Origin of the sequence: Ochrobactrum sp. S1502_03 (genome assembly GCF_044435015.1) — a bacterium.
GTDB lineage: Bacteria > Pseudomonadota > Alphaproteobacteria > Rhizobiales > Rhizobiaceae > Brucella > Brucella chromiisoli.
This window is the reverse complement of record NZ_JAYEXN010000005.1, coordinates 98,775-117,324: the sequence shown is the minus strand read 5'-3', so window position 1 is coordinate 117,324 and position 18,550 is coordinate 98,775. Positions and strand designations below refer to the sequence as shown.

Below are 18,550 nucleotides of genomic sequence, written 5' to 3'. Positions count from 1 at the left end.
TTTTTATCTATGCTGCTTGCGTGCTGACGCCTGTTGCAAGGACAACAATATCATGCTCGTTCATGCGCTCACCGGTCACCTCACCGGCAATACGGCCCTCACGCATGACGACGATACGATCACATATACCGATCAATTCTGGCATTTCAGACGAAACAACGATGATCGATTTTCCTTCATCGGCAAGGTTCGCAATGAACTGATAAATCTGCTCTTTCGTGCCCACGTCGATGCCACGTGTTGGTTCGTCGATGATGACAATAGAGGGATTGAGCATCATCATCTTGGCCAGCAGCAACTTTTGCTGATTTCCGCCGGAAAGTTGACCGGCCAGAATATCCTTGCGGCCTGTGCGAATATCAAATTCCTTGATCGCATCATCGAGCGCCACACGCTCCTTTTGCCGGTCGATCTGCAAACCGCGGACAAACTTGCGGATCGATGCCAATGTCAGATTGATGCCAAGGTCTTTGCCAAGCAACAAGCCTTTGCCTTTTCGGTCCTCACTCAGATAAGCGATCCCCGCAGACAGACTTTCATGCGCATTATGGAAATTGACGGCCCTGCCATTGTGGCGAACCTGCCCCTTACCGGGCCGAAGGCCGACAACCCCCTCCATAAGCTCGGTACGCCCCGCACCAACGAGACCTGCAAAGCCCAGAATTTCGCCGCGGCTCAGGGTGAAACTTGCTGTTTTGACATAACCCGGAACGCTGAAATCTTCGACCTCAAGCACCTTTTCCTGCCCATGCTGGGCGGATCTGTCCGGATAAAGCTTGGCAACGTCACGGCCAACCATCAGGCGCGCCATATCATTTGGCTGAAGCTCGGACGTCATGTGAGCAGCAACGAGCGTTCCATCGCGCAGAACCGTGACCCGATCAGAAATTTCTTTCACTTCCGGCAGGCGGTGGGAGATGTAAAGAACGGCAACGCCCTTGGCGCGAATATCGCAAATAACCTTCAGCAGTGCTTCGGTTTCAACCGGTGTCAGCGATGCTGTTGGCTCGTCGAAAATCACAACGCGATGGGGGACAAGCAGCACGCGGGCAATCTGCACCAGTTGACGTTGCGCTATCGACAAACGGCCCACGATGATATCAGGATCAATGTCAGCACCAAGATCACGAATGGCTTTGCGCGCGCCCTCGCGCATCGATTTATCATCGACAACAAGCCCGTTAGAAAGCTCACGACCTAAATAAATGTTTTGCGCTACGGTGAGATCAGGCGCCAGCAGAATTTCCTGATGCACGAGCACGATACCCTGCGCCTCGGCCTCCACCGGGTTCGAAAAAGCTATCGGCTTGCCATCAATGCGAATTTCACCACTGGTCGGACGCTCATTACCGGCAAGAAGCTTCATCAATGTCGATTTGCCAGCGCCGTTTTCGCCGATAATCGCGTGAACTTCACCGCCGTAAATTTTCAGGTTGATATTCTTGAGAACCTGAACCGGCCCGAAAGACTTCGACAGCGATACCGCTTCGAGAAGCGGAACAGCGTTCTCTTTCTCAGTCGCACTCATGCGCGCACGCCAAAGACAGCGTTGTCTGAACAAGGCGTATTACGGCTTATCAGTGATCCCATATTTGATCGCATGTGAACTCCTCCCAAAGCGTCACGTGAACGATCTTAGCGTCGAGTTTGAGGTACGTAAAGCAAATTGTTCTGATCTTATGGCAGAGGAAATCGGCATTCTGTTTAAGCCATCACGAATTTGAGCTGTTTAGCTTTCGCATTCATTCGACGATGGGAGTAAAATACAAGTATTTCATTGTTATAAGACAGATACGCCGGCTCAGGCGCGAGCAAAAGACAAGCAGGGTTCATTCCAAAACAACCCTCGCGTGCCCGAAAGAAGGATACTTGTCGGCCTGGTATCTGCGACCCACAAGTATCCGCTGTTGTCGAACGAAAATCGCGCGGATGTCCAACCTCATTGAGGTATCATCGGCTCAACAAGTCGGTGATGGCACGCTCAATGACCGCAGTATCATCATCGTTCATTCCTTCGCCAGCCACATGCCCCCAGACAGATTCCAGGACCCGCAGCTCCGCCTTCGAAATTTGCGACGCTTCCCGGACAGCATCGTCAACTGGAAAATACAGATCACTGGATGCAGGCATAATGATCGTGTCGGCTCGGATTGCGGCCAGCGCCTTGCTGAGATCGCCGAGGTATTTTTCGTTTGCGCTGATGTCGGCATGCTGCCCGGTCCACAGATGGGACAGGATGTCGTTTGCATCCCGTTTTAAAAACCACCCCTCCCAGAAGTCGATGAGGAAGTCATCAAGCGATGCATAGCCCAACGCCTTTTCGTCCAACCGCTGCCGGAAGAATGCCTGCGAAAAGCCCCATGCCGCATAGATACCGGCGGCGACACGCAGCCCACGGTGGGGTGGTTTTGTATAAAAGCCTTTCTTAAAACTGGCATCCAACTCGATTGCAGCGCGCACACTCTCAAAGAACAGATAAAAATGTCGCGATGTGCGGGCAGCACTTTGAAAAGCAAAGAGGCGTTTTACCATATCGGGGAAAGCCGCCGCCCATTCGAACGCCTGCGCACCGCCCAAAGACCAGCCTATGGCGAGATGTATCGTCTCAATGCCAAACCTTTCGGTCAAAAGGCGGTGTTGTTGTTTGACATTGTCGTGGATCGTCACCGTTGGAAAGCGGCTTGCGCCCGCTGGCGCTGGCGTATTGCTGGGAGAACTGGATAGGCTGTTCCCAAACATATCGGGCACAATGATAAAATATTTATCACAATCAAGCGCCCGTCCCGGACCGATTAGCCATGCTGCATCATCATGTGTGGCGGCAAAGGACGTCGGATAAAGGATAACGTTGTCCTTGGCAGGAGCCAGAGTGCCATAGGTTTTATAAGCCAGCTTCGCGTCGCGGATGCAGCGTTTTGATTGTAACTGGATGTCGCCAAGTTCAAAAATATCATAGGTCAATTCAGTCTCTCCGTTGAAGAACGAACATGAGAAGCAGCGCAAAAGCGGGTAAAATGGCAGCAAAAAGAAGGTTTGCATGCAGATCGATGTGGTCGACAGTTAGCCCACCAAGAAACGATCCGGCTGCAATGCCAATGTTGAAGATAGAGACGAAAAGCGCGGTCACGATCTCAATGGCAGATGGTGCGGCTTTCATCATCCATATCTGTAAAGTGACGGAAACACCGCCATAGGCCAGCCCCCATAAAACGAGGAGTCCGAGAGTTGTAGCGGGTGTCTCGCCCAGAACGGCAAACCCCAGGATTGCCGCTGAAAGACCAATAATAATTGACCCGAGAGTTAATCCGAGCCTCTTTGCGGCCATCGTGCCTGCCAGAAAATTTCCCACAATTCCCGCCGCCCCATAAATGAATAACAGCGCAGCGATCCATTCGGGCGCAACCCCGGAGACTGTTCGTAAAAGCGGCCCTATGAACGTGTAGGCCATAAAATGTCCTGCGACGAGCAGCAGCGTAAGGATCAACCCAAGCTGAACCAGCCTGTGCTTTAACACAGCTGTAAATTTGCTGAACCCGATAGACTGATTAACCGGCAAAGCAGGTAAAACCAACAGACTAAGACCGAGCACGGTCGCACTGAACCCTGCCATTGTGCCAAATGCCCATCGCCACCCGGCGGCATCCCCAATCATGGCGCCAAGCGGCACACCCATCACCGACGCGGCGGCGACGCCACCAAAAATGATTGCCGTCGCCACTCCAACGGATTGGGCTGGCGCCAGTCGCGGTGCAAGTCCTCCGGCAACAGCCCATATACCGCCCATACAAAACCCAACGGCGACCCGCGCGACAAGGAGCCATTGGAAGGATGGGGCAATGGCCGAGGCAATATTGGCGACAGTCAACACAGTGAGAAGACCAGCAAGAATTTTCCGTCTGTCAATGTCGCCCGCTATGGCAACGACAACAGGGGCAAAGAATGCTGCAAGGATTGCAGGGGCCGAGATTATAAATCCGGCGGTTCCGACTGAAACATCCATTGCCCTTGCAATTGCGGTCATGAGGCCGACAGGCAGCATTTCTGTTGTCACGACCGCGAAAGTCGTGAGGCCCACCACATAGACCGATGCCCATCCTCCATATTTCGTCGTCTGTTCTGATTCAGTCATCATATCCATATCGGCTACCTCTTATCGAAGGCGAAAGAACTGCGCCCCAGCGTGAGTGCAGTCTTTACTGGGTCTGATAAATTGATAAAGTGATTGAAATCGGCAACAGATGGGACAATTTGGATACAATGCTAGATCATTTTGGTGATGTGCTGGCCTTTGTTCGTGTTGCAGACACAGCAAGCTTTACCCAGGCTGCCGAGAAGCTAGGCGTCACGCGATCAGCCGTCGGAAAGAGCATTGCCCGGCTTGAAGAAAACCTCGCCACCCGTTTGGTCCACCGTACAACGCGCAGTGTCAGCCTGACCGAGGAAGGCCGACTGTTTTATGACCACGCGCTGCGCATCCTGTGCGAGGTCGATGATGCGGAGGCGATACTGGCTGAGCGCAATCAAGTCCCCAAGGGCCGACTTCGCCTTGATGTGCCAACGGCTTTTGGTCGATTGCACGTGCTGCCCGTGCTTCACCGATTTTTGGCTGACTGGCCAGAGTTGGAAGCAGACATCACATTCTCAGACGATTATTGCGATCTCGTCAGCGATGGAATTGATGTCGCCGTTCGCATTGGTGGACCGACTGACAGTGGATTGATCCGACAGGTTCTCGCCCCCCACCATCTTATCACCTGCGCCTCACCGGCCTATCTGCAACAGCACGGAACCCCGCAAGGTCTAGACGATCTCCAGCATCACAAGAAGATTGTATTCACCTATGCAAACGCGCCAGTGCCATGGCGTTACCAGATCGGTGACGAGCTACGTGACGTTGCCGTTCAGGGGAACTTAAGGCTCAATAACACCGAAGCCATTCGCGATGCAGCGCTCAACAGTCTTGGCATTGCCCAGCTTGGGGCTTTCCTCGTCGGCGAAGATATAAAGCGGGGTCGCCTTGTGCCTGTCCTGCAGGCGCAACACCGCCAAGAACTGCCAATCACCGCAGTTTACCCCACCCGCCGTCACGTCTCGCCCAAGGTGCGCCGTTTTATAGAAGCACTGCGCCGAGAATGGGCGGCAGGTCCGCCATGGGCATAAGTTGACCGCCAGCGCGTCTGTCAGCACACGTTTGACCAGACACGCTTTGATAAGGCGCATAAATCAGGGTCGATGGCACGTCCTCAATCGCGTTTGAGGTCTCCAATGCCCTGATTTTGAAGCATGTGAGCCGTGTTAAATCAACCAAGAGGCTTTCATGCTGAAGTTTTCCTTTTTGACTGCCGCAATGTGGCTGTCCATCGCAACGCTCGCTCATTCTGCCGAAACTGTCGGTTTTAGGCAGATTGAACTTGATAAAGGCGCTGCGCGATCCCTGCCTATTGCGATCTGGTATCCAACGGATGATCCGTCCAAAACCTCAACTGTAGGCGAGAATAGCGTATTTTATGGCACGCCCGCAGTGAAAGAAGCAGCCCCCACGCCCGGTTCGCATCCGCTGGTGGTTCTTTCGCATGGGTATGGCGGTAACTGGCGCAATTTAAACTGGCTTGCGAGCGATCTTGCTCAGCAAGGCTATATTGTCGCTGCACCGGATCACCCTGGGACAACGACCTTCAATAAAAATGCGGATCAGGCTGGCAAATTATGGGAACGGCCACATGATCTGAGCCGTGTTATCGATGCCCTGATGGCCGATCCTCAACTTGGCGGACAAATTGATGCACAGCGGATTGCCGCTATCGGCCATTCGTTAGGCGGATGGACCGTAACCGCGCTTGCAGGTGCGCGCTTTGATACTGCCCGCTTCGAACAGGATTGCAAGATCCATACTAGCCCCCGTGCGTGCAGCCTTTCGGCAGAACTCGGGCTTGGAAACCGCGAACTTGAGAAGGAAATGGGTGATCCGCGTCTTGGAGCTTTCATTTCCCTTGATTTGGGGCTGGCGCGCGGGTTTTCGCCGGAAAGTCTGGCAAGCATCGACATCCCGTCACTTGTTATCAGTGCTGGCACTGATATTGGCGATATGCCTGCCGTGCTTGAAAGCGGCTATCTTGCGCAGCATTTGCGCAAAGCCTCTTCGACCTATGTCGACATTCCCGATGCACTTCATTTCAGTTTCATGCAGCTTTGCAAACCCGGCGCTGCCGCACTGATTGAAGAAGAAACGCCAGGTGACGGGATTGTTTGCAAGGAGGCGGGAACACGCGAGCGCGAAGAAATCCACCGGGAGATTTCCTTTCTGGTAATCGGGTTTCTAGCCACGGCCCTCCCGATCAAACCATAGGACCACGCTCGGTATTCGTGCGCTGTGCGCCCAGGCGACGATAGTCGCTTGGGGTCGCGCCGGTCACTCTGGTAAATTCCCGATTGAAGTTTGACTTCGTTTGAAAGCCGCATTCGAACATCACGGCTGTGATCGGCAGATCCGTCTCTTCCAGCAGGCGCCGGGCGTCCCGGATCCGGTATTCGTTGACGACTTGAGACACATTGCGCCCAAGCGCACGGTTGATTGCCATTGATATTTGCCGGGAAGGAATACCAAGTCGGCGTGATAGCCGGCTCAGTGTCAGATCAGGATCGCGATAAAGCTTCTTCGAAAGCATCATCACATCGACCATATCAACGATCTGCCGATCTTGCTCTGTGATAAACGGAACCTCCGGCTCAGCCTCGCGGTTCTCATCATCAGGTATGCTTCGACCGATAACAGCAATTGCATAAGCAATGATCGGAAGCATGATCATATTGGCGATCCCAACGATCAAAGCCGCGTGGTGTCCACGATAAAAACCGAAATCTCCGGCAATTATGAGATCAATAATCCCCGAAAAAAGCAGAAGACCACCAACCGTGGAAACGGCCTTGAGCGCGCCGTCCGTATCGCTCAGTCGGACGCGTTCAAAACAATCAGCCCCCGCAGACCCACTGCGAAGAAGAGCAGCCCCGTACCCGAAGTAAACAACGGCGAGAATAAGATCAATCGGCGGATGCCATTGAACCCAAAAGGCCGAAAGGAACACCACCGCTGCGGGAAGAAGAAAATGCGGCCATGCCCGCATTGCAGATGACTGCCGCAGTCTTGAAAAGCAAAGCCAGGCGACCGGTGGCAAGAGCGAAGCAATGGCCGGCTGGATGAAACGAATCCATGGAAGATCGATACTCCAGCGCAATCCAACCGTGATCATCAAAAGAATACAAGCGCTGATGAAGACGGGGGCCGGTCTGAAAAATGCCCTCTTCTCAACAAACACGCGAATAAGCAGAATGCTCAAGAGCAGGGCGACAACAAAGGGCAATGGTATCGCCGGCATAAAAATGTTCTCTGCTTTCGTTACATTCGCGTGCCCAAACGGGCTAGAGCATTTCCTGTTTTGATTAAATCATCGGAAATGCCCTATCTATTTGTTTTCAAGCGTTATCCCACGCAAACCGCTGCGCAGTTTTGCTGAAAAGACCCTAACCAACTATCATTCCGAAGCCAATGGCCGCAAGAAAAGGTCAGCTTACGCGCGTCTGCTCCAAAATGCGTCATGAAAAGCCATGCCGACCAGCATCGCAACAACGAACAGAATGCTCTGCGGCAACCCGAGCGACAATGATGCGATGGCAGGACCGGGACAGAAGCCACCGATCCCCCAGCCCAGACCAAACAGCGCAGAGCCTAGAATCAGTGGCGTATCAATTCGCCGGTTGGTGGGCATATGAAACGTCTCGGCAAAAACAGGATGCTGCATCCGCTTCGCTATCTGTACGCCAATAAAGGCCACCATCACGGCGCCGCCCAGAACAAAGGCAAGACGTGGATCCCATGCGCCAAAAATATCGAGAAAGCCTTGCACGTTGACCGGATTCAGCATTCCAGACAAAGACAGGCCGAAGCCAAAAATGCCCCCAGCGGCAAGAGCAACGCAGAACTCATAGATCTTCCGGTTCATAGGCCCAGCCCCCTCAGCACAGTCACGGCAATCACTCCAGTTGTCAGGAAAGTGGCAACTGCGGCCATAGATCGTGGTGACAGACGCGCGAGTCCCAGCACGCCATGGCCGCTGGTGCAACCCGATCCCATGCGCGATCCAAAGCCAACCAGCAAACCGGCGACGATGATCAGTGGCCAGCCAACCGTGATCTGAACAGCTGGCCAATTGCCAAAAATGATCAGATAGGCGACCGGGCCAAGTATGAGCCCCAGAACGAAGGCAAAGTTGAGCAGCACACCGTTCCCCTGTATCAGGCGTCCGACAATGCCACTGATCCCTGCAATCCTGCCGTTAAGGACCAGCAGCATCGCGGCGGAAGTGCCGATTAGCATCCCACCAACCAGCGATGAGAGGTAAATGTTCATTTTTGTGTCTCCACGCAGAAAATGGCATAAAGGGCATTGATCAATTGTGCCGCCTTGTCTTCCGTCAGGCTGTAAAAGATTTGTTTCCCCTCGCGCCTGGTTTCGACAATCCCCGAACCGCGCAAAACGGTCAGGTGCTGCGACAGATGCGGTTGGTGAACATCAACTTTTTCTTCGAGTTCGCCGACGGAATATTCGCCTTCCACCAAACTGCAGACAAGCATCAACCGCGCCGGATGCGACAGCGTTTTGAGCAGGTTTGCAACCTCACCTGCTCGCGAAGAAAGCTCTGTTGGGGACAAACCACCCTTCATCATCATATTCATGTCATTGGTCATTCCCATGCAGCTCCCTCCAATGCGTCCAGTGGAAACTTAAGGTAGCGCTTTCCGTTGGCTTCCGGCTCAGGAAGACGCCCGCCGCGTATGTTCACCTGCAAGGCATGCAGGATCAGTTTAGGCATCGGCAATGTCTTGTCCCGTTTGTTGCGCAGTGCAACAAACGCATCTTCCGTCATGCTGGCAATATGGGCATTAAACTTCTTCTGATCCCCAACCGTGCTTTCCCAGCGTGGTGCCCGACCGCACGGCTGATAGTCGTGGCCGGTGAATATTCTGGTTTCATCCGGAAGCCTCAGGATCGCCTGGATCGAATGCCACAAGACATCTGCATCTCCGCCGGGAAAATCGGCGCGCGCCGTGCCGCTGTCGGGCATAAAGAGCGTGTCATGAACTAAGGCAGCGTCACCGATCACGTAAGTGATCGAAGCAAGCGTGTGTCCGGGAGAAAACATCACCGTGGCATTGATCGAGCCAATACTGAATGTATCGCCATCAACAAACAGCCGATCCCATTGCGAGCCATCAGCAGCCAGCTCAGGCCAGTTGTAGATTTGCTTCCAAAGCGCCTGAACATCGACAACATGCTCGCCTATCGCAGTTTTTGCGCCGGTTTTCTCTTTCAGGTACTGCGCTGCGGAAAAGTGGTCGGCATGCGGATGCGTGTCGAGTATCCATTCGACCGTCAAATCATTCTCGCGAACGTAATCAAGGATCGCGTCTGCATTGGCCGTCGCGGTTGAGCCTGACTTTTCATCAAAGTCGAGAACCGGATCAATTATGGCGCACATACGGGTTTCTGGATCTGACACCACATACTGCACGCTCCAGGTCCTTTTGTCGAAGAAGCCCTTTACCTGCGGTCGACGTTGCTTAAACTGCTTGAACCAAGCAATGGCAGCACTCATATCAAAACCATGAAGACGCCCCAATGCCGTAACCTCATCGGCAGACATTCGCCCATCAAGCATCTCGCCAATCAGGTGAAGGCTAAGCGCGCGAGTCCCTGTCCTGCAGTGAGCGAGCACCGGCCCTTCAGACTCTCTGACCACCTTTTGAAAAGCCCGCACATCGGCCTCAGTGATCGAATTCATTGTAACCGGAATGAAACTATAGGAGAGACCGCTTTGACGGGCCAGATCGTATTCAGTTTGGTTTCCGGGCTGATCAGCATCTTCGCCATCGGGTCGGTTATTGATAAGCGCCCCAAAGCCACGGCCACGCAGTGAATGCAACTCATCCAAGCTTGGCTGAGACGATACCGACAGCTTTTCTGATATCCTGGTGATAGGCATTTTTGCCTCCTATTGGTTCAATATAAAAAATAATATAATATATATTGAATTGCTGTGCAATCCCTCATCTTAATAGTTTTATCAACCACTCTGCCTGCACAACTCCCTTTAGGCTCAAGTGTGTGCAGGCCATTAATGACAAAAAAGTAGCCCACTGGTAAAAGGTCCCATTAAAGCTAAGATAGCAGCGGACATTGATTGGCGGGAGACGAATATATGACCCGATCACATACAGAGAAACATCTCGTATCCCGGATCGGCTGGCTGCGCGCTGCAGTCCTTGGGGCAAATGATGGTATTGTCTCAACGGCCAGTCTGATTATGGGTGTCGCATCCGCCTCACCTGGCACAACACAGATCATGGTTGCTGGCGTTGCAGGCCTTGTCGCCGGCGCAATGTCCATGGCAGCAGGTGAATATGTTTCGGTCAGCTCTCAGTCTGACACGGAAACAGCCGACCTCGCCCGTGAGCGAAAAGAACTGGAAACGCAGCCCGAAGCCGAGCTTGACGAGTTAACGCAAACCTATATTGAACGGGGCCTGACCCATGATCTGGCGCGGCAGGTGGCAGTTCAACTAACGGCACACAACGCTCTCGAAACGCACGCCCGCGAAGAACTCGGCATCGTCGAGCACATGGAAGCGCGCCCTGTGCAGGCAGCACTGACGTCCGCCGCCACTTTCTCAGTTGGTGCAGCTCTACCGCTCTTCATGGTCATCATCGCGCCGCCTTCGATCCTGCTGTACGCAGTCGCCATCGCTTCCTTGCTGTTTCTGGCTTTACTTGGCGCAATCGGGGCCAAAACAGGAGGGGCAGATGTGATGAAAGCCACCGCGCGGGTTACTTTCTGGGGCGCATTGGCAATGGCACTGACCGCAGGCATAGGCGCCCTGGTCGGCACGGCCGTCTGATCATCTCCATGCTGTTTTGGCTGCGCACCTTAAGACAAGTTGGCAAGCGCCAGCACCCTTCGAAAAAGCACGCAATAACCCATGGCTTATATGACGGCAGAAGCATCGAAGATGTCTTTATTCTCACCTCTCTCGTTGCCATAAGCGCGCGTTTCGAACGCCGGTTCCCTCTTCCAAAACGCTTATGCGGAGACGTGAAAAATGCAACGCTCGGCTAAAGACACGTTTAAAGCCAGTCTTCTGATATTTGCCCTTTGCGGGCTAATTATCGGGCTCGTCCTGCATTTTTTCAATTATACGCAAAGCGCACGGCTCACTTGGACCATTGCCACTTTGCCGGTACTTGCTTCGTTATTCGTCGATATCATCCGCAGCCTATGGCGACGAGAATTTGGGCTGGATATCGTTGCTGCGATGTCAATGTCGGCGGCTCTTGCATTTGGGGAAACACTGGCGGCCACAATTGTGGCGCTCATGTACACAGGCGGAGCGTTCCTTGAAAATTTTGCCGAAGGGCAAGCACGGCGCGAAATGCATGATCTGCTGTCTCGTGTTCCACGAACGGCAATGCGGTATGAGAATGACCACCTGCAGGAAGTTGCCGTTGATATCGTTCGGCAGGATGATCGGCTGCTGATCCGGCAGGGCGAAATCATCCCCGTCGATGGAAGCATCGCGTCCGAAAATGCCTTCATAAACATGTCGGCACTGACGGGAGAGTCACTTCCCGTTTCACTTTCTCGCGGCGCGGATGTGCTCAGTGGCTCGATGAATGCTGGTGATGCTTTTGATATCGTTACCAAGCACGAAGCCAAGGACAGCACCTACGCTGGCATTGTTCGCCTTGTCGAAAAGGCTCAGCACTCAAAGGCTCCAATGTCGAGGCTGGCAGATCGCTGGTCTGTCGGCTTTCTGATTGTGACCATCGTGATCGCGTTTTGCGCATGGTGGCTCACGGGAGACCCGATCAGGGCGGTGGCGGTTCTTGTTGTGGCAACACCCTGCCCTCTCATTCTTGCAGTCCCCGTCGCTCTTGTTGCGGGTGTCTCACGCTGCGCTCACTTCGGCGTTTTGGTCAAAGGTGCCCGTCCATTGGAGAATATGGCCCGCATCAATACGCTGGTGCTGGACAAGACAGGAACTCTGACCGATGGCCGCCCGCAGATTGTTTCTATCCATGTTGAGCAGGGATTCACCGAAAATGAGGTGCTGCGGTTCGCTGCCTCTCTTGATCAAATGTCCAAACATCCAATGGCGCAGGCACTGGTATTGGCAGCGCAAAGACGTGGCATCAATCTTGCGCTACCATCAGAGGTTTCGGAAATTGCCGGAGATGGCGTGGCAGGGCGTGTCGATAGCAGAAACATTGCTGTCGGCGGCAATAGCTTCGTTGGAAAACAGACACAGTCAGAGCAGATTGAAGTCCCTGAAACAGAAGCCGGGTCTGCCGTGGTTGCAGTGGCAATAGACGGCAAGATGGCGGGCTTCATCATTATGGCCGACCGCGTGCGCAGCGATGTCATGCAGACGCTCAACGGGCTACGCAAGGATGGCATCAAGCGCATCACTCTGGCAACCGGCGATCGCGATGCAGTTGCCCAACGCATTGCAAGCGGACTGGGGATGGATGCAATCCGCTCCGAACTGACACCCGATCAAAAGGTGCACACAGTCATCAGCGAGCGAAAATACGGCCCGGTGATGATGGTCGGCGACGGGGTGAACGACGCGCCGGCGCTTGCCGTTGCAGACGTCGGGGTTGCGATGGGAGCCAGAGGTGCCGCAGCGTCTGCAGAAGCAGCTGACGTCGTGCTTCTCGTCGACAGGATAGATCGGCTCCGCACGGGTATAGAGATCGCTCAACGGTCGCGCGGTATCGCTTTAGAGAGTGTTGTCTTAGGCATAGGCCTATCCATTATAGCAATGATCGTGGCAGCGCTTGGTTATCTGCCTCCAGTTCAAGGCGCGATCCTTCAGGAAGCCATTGATGTCGCAGTGATCCTGAATGCGCTGCGGGTGCTGAGGACCTCTCCTGCATCAGGCTGATCCGCCAGAAAATTCCCAAGATTATTGCGTTTTCCTGTTTCATGAAAACATTTCCAATGTTCCAATCAAAACAGGAAATGCTCTAAGCGGTGCTTCCTTCAAAGCCCCGACTACCCCTTGCTTTAAGCCCTCAATCACGGAAACTGAAAGACCATCGGACAGGTCATTGTCTTTGACGAAGCAACCTTGGACTGACCATCGTTTACAAAACCCACCTAAGGACCAGCGCAGATTTCTGCCCGGCTTGTGGGAACCTGTCCAACCTCAAAATTATAGGCGCGCACCCCATGCGCATCAAGTTTGATCACGCGGTAGCATGGTAGCCCGCCCGTCCACCAGGGGGTTGGAATATCCAGTTCCGTAATGAAGCGATGAGAGCACGCCTGCCCCGAACTATAAGCAATGCCTTGCGCACTCGTGCCTGCCAGTGGCACATGAATATGACCAAAGACAATGTGACGGACACCGGCAGGGTGCGCATGAAGACGATGCATAAGCGCGCCATTGTCATGCATGCCGATCGCATCAAAATGAGCGATGCCAGCATCAAATGGTGGATGATGGATGAAAACCGTGACAGGCAGATCGCCTGCGCCTGAAAGCGCTGCGTCCAACCACGCAAGCCTGTCTTCCTTAAAGATACCGCCAATCAAGCCGGCTTCATGGCTGTCAAGAAACAGCAAGCGACCAAAATCGGTATCCATATAAGACTGGATATAGCCATTTTCATCGCGCGGATGATCGGGAAAGGCAGTAATGAATTCCGGTCTGCGATCGTGATTGCCTAACAACAGACGCGTTTGAAATGGCACAGGAGCGAGAATTTCACGCAGCAATTCATAGGCTTCGGGATCGCCATAATTGCAAAGATCACCAGTGATCACCAAAAGATCGGCGTTGCTGTGTTTTTCGATAATGTCTGTGACCGCGATCCGCAGTTGCTTTTCAGGGTCCACACCATTGACCACAATGCCCGATGGCATCAGATGGGTATCGGTGATCTGGATGATTTTCATAATCTGTCTTTCGGGGAATGAATAAGGCTGCGAAGGCCGACTATCGCTGGTTTCGCAGCCCCAATGATCGGATGCCGCTCTTATTTCATCAGTGCGTTTGTTTGTTCAACGAGCTGCTTGAGGCCGTCTTCAGGCGAAATTTCGCCACGCATGACCGTGCCAATAATGTCACGCTGCGTGCGCCAGATACGAACGGAATCGCCACCCGGATAACCGGCCCAAGGCAACGAGCGGTCAGCCTGTCGCGATGCGGTTTCGACATTGGGATGCTCGGCATAATATGGAGCCAGATATTCCGGTCCGGTCGCAAGCTTGTTTGTCGGCAAATAACCGGTAATGCGCACAATCACGTTCTGTGCTTGGGGGCCGGTTATCCACTTCAGATATTTCCAGGCCGCATCCTGCTTTTCTTTTTCCTGTGTCAGGATAACAGCCGAGTTGCCACCTGTTGGAACGCCGCCATTTTCAGCATTATCAAGCGGGAAAGTCGCAGTCACAAGCTTGAAGCGATCACCCACAAGGCCTTCAATGGTCTGGACATGGGCTGGGGTCGAGAAAATAAACCCTGTGAGGCCCGCACCAAACTGCTGGCGCGACTGATCCCAATCGAGCAGATTCTGGCCACCTTCCGTCACAAACTGGCGTGTAAGCTTAAGTGCATTCAGGCCAATTTCATTATCAAAAGCAACTTTTTTGGTCTTTTCATCGACCAGCTTGCCACCCTGCTGAAAGACCAGCGACTGCCATAACCAGTCATCCGGCCAACCATTGATGTCATAGCCCATCCCCGCAATCTTTGGATCAAGGGCGTGAATCTTCTTTGCCAGTTCAATAAGACCGGCAAAGGTCTTCGGCATGTTTTCAGGATCGCCGCCAGCCTTCTTCACCAGATCAGAATTGATATAGATGATGGGCGATGATGCGTTGACCGGCAAACCGTATTGCTTGCCGTCAACCTGACCAAGTGCAGCCATCTTGGGACTATAATTCTTATCGAGGAACGCCTGACCGCCTTCAGCCTCGATGAAGGGTCCCAGATCGGTAATCTGATTGCGTGGCGCAAGCGTATGCACCAACTCACCCGTCAGATTATAACCAGAGAAATAAACATCCGGGAGATTGCCCGTGACCGCTGCACGCAGCACCTGCTGCTGGCCTTCATTGTAACCGACTGCCGGCGCAAGAAAGTTAATCTTGATATCAGGATTGTTCTTCATGAATTCATCGGCCAGCGGCTGATGGAATTTCGTGAAACCTGGCAGATTGTAAAGCACGTTGAGCGTGACATCGCCCGCGGCAGCAATGCCGGGCTTGGCAAGGCCCGCAACGGCAAGGCCCAGAAGCATGCCGTTAATGACACGGCGTCGATTGATGGTCATAAAAGTCTCCAGTGGACAGTGGGAGGAAAGTAAGTGGTGAACGGGATTATTTGACGCCGGTCATCGTGATGCCCGCGATGAAATGCCTGCGTGCAAGCAGGAAACAGACGACCATGGGCGCGGTAATGATCGTGGCCCCTGCCATGAGCGCGCCGTAATTCGCACCAGACTCGATATCGGCGAAAAACAGCATGCCGAGTGGTGGTGGCGCGAGATTGGTGTCAGAGACAACGACCATCGGCCAATACAGATCGTTCCAATGTGCGACGAGTGAAAAGACAGCGAAGGCTGCAAGCGAAGGCAGAGAACCACGCAGGACGATACCCCAGCAGATTTCCATCTCAGAAAAGCCGTCCATACGGGCCGCTTCGATGATTTCATCGGGATAGCTGCGAAACGACTGATGAAACAGAAAGATCGCAAAAACCGACAGAAAGAACGGAGCCATCATCGCGAAATAGGTGTTGAGCAATTGCATCTTTGCCAAACCGACAAACAGCGGCAGAGCGAGTGCCTGAATAGGCACGCATAGAGCTGCAATCACCAAGGCAAGCATGAGTTTGCGGCCCGGAAAACGCAATTTCGCCAGTGCGTAGGCAGCGGGAACGGCAGTTAGAACCTGCACGATCAGAATACCGAAACAGACAATGACACCATTGAGCATGAAGCGCGCCATGGGCACTTGAGCAGCCGCCCGTGTATAATTCTCGACAGCATCAAATTTTTCCGGGATTGGCCAAAGCGATACGTTGAAGACTTCTGCCGGAGAGCGAATTGAGGTCAGTACCATCCAGTAGAATGGCAGCAGCATAACGAACGCACCCAGCGCCAAAACGAGATGCGGCATATATTTTCGAAGTGCGGCCATCAGTAGTGCACTTTCTTGTCGAGATGGAGGGTTTGTCCAATGGAAAGCACCAGCACAATCGCCAGAAAAATCAGCGTAAGGGCTGCTGCGTAACCGGTGTTCGAATATTCGAAACCTTCAAGGTAAAGATTGAAAAGCAGTGTTTCTGAACCGAAGCGCCCTTTGGTCAACACCGCAACCGTCTCAAACACTTTGAATGCGGAAATGGAGGTCGTAACGACAACGAACATGGTTGTGGGGCCGAGCATAGGCCACGTCACCGTCAAAAAACGATCAATCGGGTTTTTCGCCCCATCAAGACGCGCCGCTTCATGCAGATCTTTGGAGATTGCCGTCAGTCCCGCCAGAAACAGCACCATGTTGAAGCCGAGCACCTGCCAGATTCCAATCAGAGCCATGGTCGGAATAAGCAATGCGGGATTGGATAAAAATGATACCGGCTCAAACCCAAACCATTTGATGACGGCATTCACCGGGCCGATGGAAGGATGCAGCAGGAACTGCCAGACGGTTGCCATAGCAACCAAAGTTGCAGTCACCGGCAGAAAATAAGCAACTTCCCAGAACCCACGGCTCCGCTTGCGATTGTAAACAAGCAGTGCAATGCCAAGCGCGAGAAACACGCCGAACGGTATGACAATCAGCGCATAGAGAACCGTGTTTCTCAGCGACCGTATGAAAACGGGATCGCTAAAAGCTTTGATAAAATTCCCCAGCCCCACAAAACGGGACGAGAGGGCTCCAAGCTGATAATCAGTCACCGAAAATCCCGCCAGAACGATCATCGGGATGATGTAGGTTGCAAGCAAAAGCAGACCTGCCGGTGCTGCAAACATCAATCCACGCATGACAAGATGTCTTGCTGTGCGTGACTGACGTGCCCGATAGCCGAGAGCACTAACGTCTTTAAAATCGGTGCTCGTCATGCCAGCACCCGCTCGCGCATGGCTTCAATACGCAAACCATTATTGCCAAACAAATGAATGCGATCCGGGGAAAAGCCAATATGAAGCACGCCATCGGAGGCTTCATTGAAGCTATCGCCCGCACGCTGGCGCAATGTGATTTCGATGTTGTTATCATCGAGAAGACGACAGGTAACAAAGCGATCAGCACCATGGGTTTCGCTGCGCTCAACACGTGCAGCCAATCCTTTTTCCACCACACGCAAATCTTCAGCACGCAGACCCAGCATCGCCGGTCCGCTTTGTCCCGGTGCCACCGCTATTCCGAGTGCTTTCCCGATGAAGGTTACATGCCCCTGATCGTCTATTTCAACGGGAAGCAGATTGATCGACGGTGTGCCGATAAAGCGCGCAACCGTCAGCGTTGCCGGGCGGCTGTAAAGTTCATCCGGCGTTCCCAATTGTTCGATACGACCTTCTGACATGAGCGCAATGCGGTCTGACATGGTCATCGCTTCGATCTGATCGTGTGTCACATAGACAAAGGTCGCACCAAGGCGGCGATGAAGCTGCGCAAGCTCGTTGCGCATATGGGCGCGCAGTTTGGCATCAAGATTGGAAAGCGGCTCATCCATGAGAAAGGCTGACGGAGAGCGTACCAGGGCGCGTGCAAGGGCAACGCGCTGTCTTTGTCCACCTGAAAGCTGCGCAGGCTTACGATCAAGCAGATGCTCGATATGCAAAGTCTCGGCAGCCTGTAAAACGGCATCGTCGATTTCTGCCATCACCTTAGCGGATGAAAACAGACGCCCTATCAGCGGCAGTCGTGCCGATAGCTTCAGCTTGCGCATTTTAAGCGGTGTCGCAATGTTCTGGCGAACATTCATATGCGGATAAAGCGCATAGGATTGAAAAACCATCGCGAGATTGCGATCGCTGGGGTCGATGTCGGTTACGTCCTGATTGCCAATGGCGACAGAGCCGCTATCGGGCGCTTCAAGCCCTGCGATAATCCGCAACAGGGTTGATTTACCACATCCGGACATACCGACGAGTGAAATGAACTCGCCCGGACGAATGGAAAGATCAATGCCTTTGAGGACGTCATTTCCGCCAAAGGTTTTTCCGATGTTCGTGAGTTCAATTGATTGAGGCATTGCTACGCGCTCCTTTACTGAGGCGCGAATGCCTATGCTGCTTCAACTTGACAGCCGGAAGACGGATTTACGAAACTTCAATGACAACAGGTGTGGAAAAGCGATCACCGTTATCGTTTGAAGGCCTTGTCATTCCGACATCAGAGCGCATCTCAATGTAAAAAGGATCAACATTTACAGCGCGTTATATCAATACGATAAAATGCAACACGCTTTAACTCTTTGTTTGT

The 18,550-nt window shown here is 53.2% G+C and carries 17 protein-coding genes; 4 read left to right on the top strand and 13 right to left on the bottom strand.

The features are described 5' to 3' along the window. Positions 1–7: 7 nt before the first annotated feature. From VBH83_RS06265 to VBH83_RS06255, 3 genes are all read right to left on the bottom strand, one after another. Complete coding sequence (locus VBH83_RS06265; protein ID WP_396996804.1) at positions 8–1,528, bottom strand: sugar ABC transporter ATP-binding protein; 1,521 nt, start codon at positions 1,526–1,528, stop codon at positions 8–10. 422 nt (positions 1,529–1,950) lie between these two features. Further along, positions 1,951–2,961 carry an alpha/beta fold hydrolase gene (locus VBH83_RS06260; RefSeq protein WP_396996802.1) on the bottom strand — a complete coding sequence of 337 codons (1,011 nt, stop codon included), beginning with the start codon at positions 2,959–2,961 and terminating at the stop codon, positions 1,951–1,953. Position 2,962: 1 nt separating this feature from the next. Then, complete coding sequence (locus VBH83_RS06255) at positions 2,963–4,138, bottom strand: MFS transporter (RefSeq protein ID WP_396996800.1); 1,176 nt, start codon at positions 4,136–4,138, stop codon at positions 2,963–2,965. 119 nt (positions 4,139–4,257) lie between these two features. On the opposite strand from VBH83_RS06255, the gene VBH83_RS06250 reads away from it, so the two are divergent. Together VBH83_RS06250 and VBH83_RS06245 are read left to right on the top strand one after the other, a co-directional pair. Continuing rightward, positions 4,258–5,160 (top strand): LysR family transcriptional regulator, encoded by a 903-nt coding sequence (locus VBH83_RS06250; RefSeq protein ID WP_265985082.1) that lies wholly within the window; start codon positions 4,258–4,260, stop codon positions 5,158–5,160. 157 nt (positions 5,161–5,317) lie between these two features. Further along, on the top strand, positions 5,318–6,346 hold the full coding sequence (locus tag VBH83_RS06245; protein WP_265985081.1) for an alpha/beta fold hydrolase: 1,029 nt from the start codon (positions 5,318–5,320) through the stop codon (positions 6,344–6,346). Here VBH83_RS06245 and VBH83_RS06240 read toward each other — a convergent pair. From VBH83_RS06240 to blh, 5 genes are all read right to left on the bottom strand, one after another. Beyond that, complete coding sequence (locus VBH83_RS06240; protein WP_396996798.1) at positions 6,336–7,373, bottom strand: helix-turn-helix domain-containing protein; 1,038 nt, start codon at positions 7,371–7,373, stop codon at positions 6,336–6,338. The genes VBH83_RS06245 and VBH83_RS06240 overlap by 11 nt on opposite strands. 192 nt (positions 7,374–7,565) lie before the next feature. Next, entirely contained in the window at positions 7,566–7,997 is a 432-nt protein-coding gene (locus VBH83_RS06235; protein WP_265985079.1) for a YeeE/YedE family protein, read from the bottom strand. Continuing rightward, the gene (locus tag VBH83_RS06230; protein ID WP_265985078.1) at positions 7,994–8,404 is read right to left on the bottom strand and encodes a YeeE/YedE family protein; all 411 of its coding nucleotides are present in this window, start codon (positions 8,402–8,404) and stop codon (positions 7,994–7,996) included. Before VBH83_RS06230 ends, VBH83_RS06235 begins: the two co-directional genes overlap by 4 nt. Then, positions 8,401–8,748, bottom strand: coding sequence for a sulfite-sensing transcriptional repressor BigR (gene bigR, locus VBH83_RS06225; RefSeq protein WP_265985077.1), 348 nt, complete (start codon positions 8,746–8,748; stop codon positions 8,401–8,403). The genes VBH83_RS06230 and bigR overlap by 4 nt, the downstream gene beginning before the upstream one ends. Continuing rightward, on the bottom strand, positions 8,739–10,037 hold the full coding sequence (gene blh, locus VBH83_RS06220) for a bifunctional sulfur transferase/dioxygenase Blh (protein WP_396996795.1): 1,299 nt from the start codon (positions 10,035–10,037) through the stop codon (positions 8,739–8,741). The genes bigR and blh overlap by 10 nt, the downstream gene beginning before the upstream one ends. Positions 10,038–10,253: 216 nt before the next feature. On the opposite strand from blh, the gene VBH83_RS06215 reads away from it, so the two are divergent. Together VBH83_RS06215 and VBH83_RS06210 are read left to right on the top strand one after the other, a co-directional pair. After that, entirely contained in the window at positions 10,254–10,949 is a 696-nt protein-coding gene (locus VBH83_RS06215) for a VIT family protein (RefSeq protein ID WP_265985075.1), read from the top strand. Positions 10,950–11,150: 201 nt separating this feature from the next. Beyond that, positions 11,151–12,995: a heavy metal translocating P-type ATPase gene (locus tag VBH83_RS06210; RefSeq protein ID WP_396996792.1), complete on the top strand. Its 1,845-nt coding sequence runs from the start codon at positions 11,151–11,153 to the stop codon at positions 12,993–12,995. Between the two features lie 215 nt (positions 12,996–13,210). Here VBH83_RS06210 and VBH83_RS06205 read toward each other — a convergent pair whose 3' ends face one another. The 5 genes from VBH83_RS06205 to VBH83_RS06185 all read right to left on the bottom strand — a co-directional run bounded on the left by VBH83_RS06205 (position 13,211) and on the right by VBH83_RS06185 (position 18,320). Beyond that, entirely contained in the window at positions 13,211–14,011 is an 801-nt protein-coding gene (locus tag VBH83_RS06205; protein ID WP_265985073.1) for a phosphodiesterase, read from the bottom strand. An 80-nt stretch (positions 14,012–14,091) separates the two neighbouring features. After that, the gene (locus tag VBH83_RS06200) at positions 14,092–15,390 is read right to left on the bottom strand and encodes an ABC transporter substrate-binding protein (RefSeq protein ID WP_265985072.1); all 1,299 of its coding nucleotides are present in this window, start codon (positions 15,388–15,390) and stop codon (positions 14,092–14,094) included. 46 nt (positions 15,391–15,436) lie between these two features. Then, complete coding sequence (locus tag VBH83_RS06195) at positions 15,437–16,258, bottom strand: carbohydrate ABC transporter permease (protein WP_265985071.1); 822 nt, start codon at positions 16,256–16,258, stop codon at positions 15,437–15,439. Beyond that, positions 16,258–17,184, bottom strand: coding sequence for a carbohydrate ABC transporter permease (locus VBH83_RS06190; protein WP_396996789.1), 927 nt, complete (start codon positions 17,182–17,184; stop codon positions 16,258–16,260). Before VBH83_RS06190 ends, VBH83_RS06195 begins: the two co-directional genes overlap by 1 nt. After that, positions 17,181–18,320 carry an ABC transporter ATP-binding protein gene (locus VBH83_RS06185; RefSeq protein ID WP_265985069.1) on the bottom strand — a complete coding sequence of 380 codons (1,140 nt, stop codon included), beginning with the start codon at positions 18,318–18,320 and terminating at the stop codon, positions 17,181–17,183. Before VBH83_RS06185 ends, VBH83_RS06190 begins: the two co-directional genes overlap by 4 nt. Positions 18,321–18,550: the final 230 nt, after the last annotated feature.

What these genes read in the sequence shown, in the direction of transcription:
- VBH83_RS06240 (WP_396996798.1), bottom strand. Translation starts at nt 7,373, where the DNA reads ATGCCGGCGATACCATTGCCCTTTGTTGTCGCCCTGCTCTTGAGCATT.
- VBH83_RS06230 (WP_265985078.1), bottom strand. Translation starts at nt 8,404, where the DNA reads ATGAACATTTACCTCTCATCGCTGGTTGGTGGGATGCTAATCGGCACT.
- VBH83_RS06190 (WP_396996789.1), bottom strand. Translation starts at nt 17,184, where the DNA reads ATGACGAGCACCGATTTTAAAGACGTTAGTGCTCTCGGCTATCGGGCA.
- VBH83_RS06185 (WP_265985069.1), bottom strand. Translation starts at nt 18,320, where the DNA reads ATGCCTCAATCAATTGAACTCACGAACATCGGAAAAACCTTTGGCGGA.
- VBH83_RS06205 (WP_265985073.1), bottom strand. Translation starts at nt 14,011, where the DNA reads ATGAAAATCATCCAGATCACCGATACCCATCTGATGCCATCGGGCATT.
- VBH83_RS06200 (WP_265985072.1), bottom strand. Translation starts at nt 15,390, where the DNA reads ATGACCATCAATCGACGCCGTGTCATTAACGGCATGCTTCTGGGCCTT.
- VBH83_RS06195 (WP_265985071.1), bottom strand. Translation starts at nt 16,258, where the DNA reads ATGGCCGCACTTCGAAAATATATGCCGCATCTCGTTTTGGCGCTGGGT.
- VBH83_RS06265 (WP_396996804.1), bottom strand. Translation starts at nt 1,528, where the DNA reads ATGAGTGCGACTGAGAAAGAGAACGCTGTTCCGCTTCTCGAAGCGGTA.
- VBH83_RS06210 (WP_396996792.1), top strand. Translation starts at nt 11,151, where the DNA reads ATGCAACGCTCGGCTAAAGACACGTTTAAAGCCAGTCTTCTGATATTT.
- VBH83_RS06235 (WP_265985079.1), bottom strand. Translation starts at nt 7,997, where the DNA reads ATGAACCGGAAGATCTATGAGTTCTGCGTTGCTCTTGCCGCTGGGGGC.
- blh (WP_396996795.1), bottom strand. Translation starts at nt 10,037, where the DNA reads ATGCCTATCACCAGGATATCAGAAAAGCTGTCGGTATCGTCTCAGCCA.
- VBH83_RS06255 (WP_396996800.1), bottom strand. Translation starts at nt 4,138, where the DNA reads ATGGATATGATGACTGAATCAGAACAGACGACGAAATATGGAGGATGG.
- VBH83_RS06245 (WP_265985081.1), top strand. Translation starts at nt 5,318, where the DNA reads ATGCTGAAGTTTTCCTTTTTGACTGCCGCAATGTGGCTGTCCATCGCA.
- bigR (WP_265985077.1), bottom strand. Translation starts at nt 8,748, where the DNA reads ATGGGAATGACCAATGACATGAATATGATGATGAAGGGTGGTTTGTCC.
- VBH83_RS06250 (WP_265985082.1), top strand. Translation starts at nt 4,258, where the DNA reads ATGCTAGATCATTTTGGTGATGTGCTGGCCTTTGTTCGTGTTGCAGAC.
- VBH83_RS06215 (WP_265985075.1), top strand. Translation starts at nt 10,254, where the DNA reads ATGACCCGATCACATACAGAGAAACATCTCGTATCCCGGATCGGCTGG.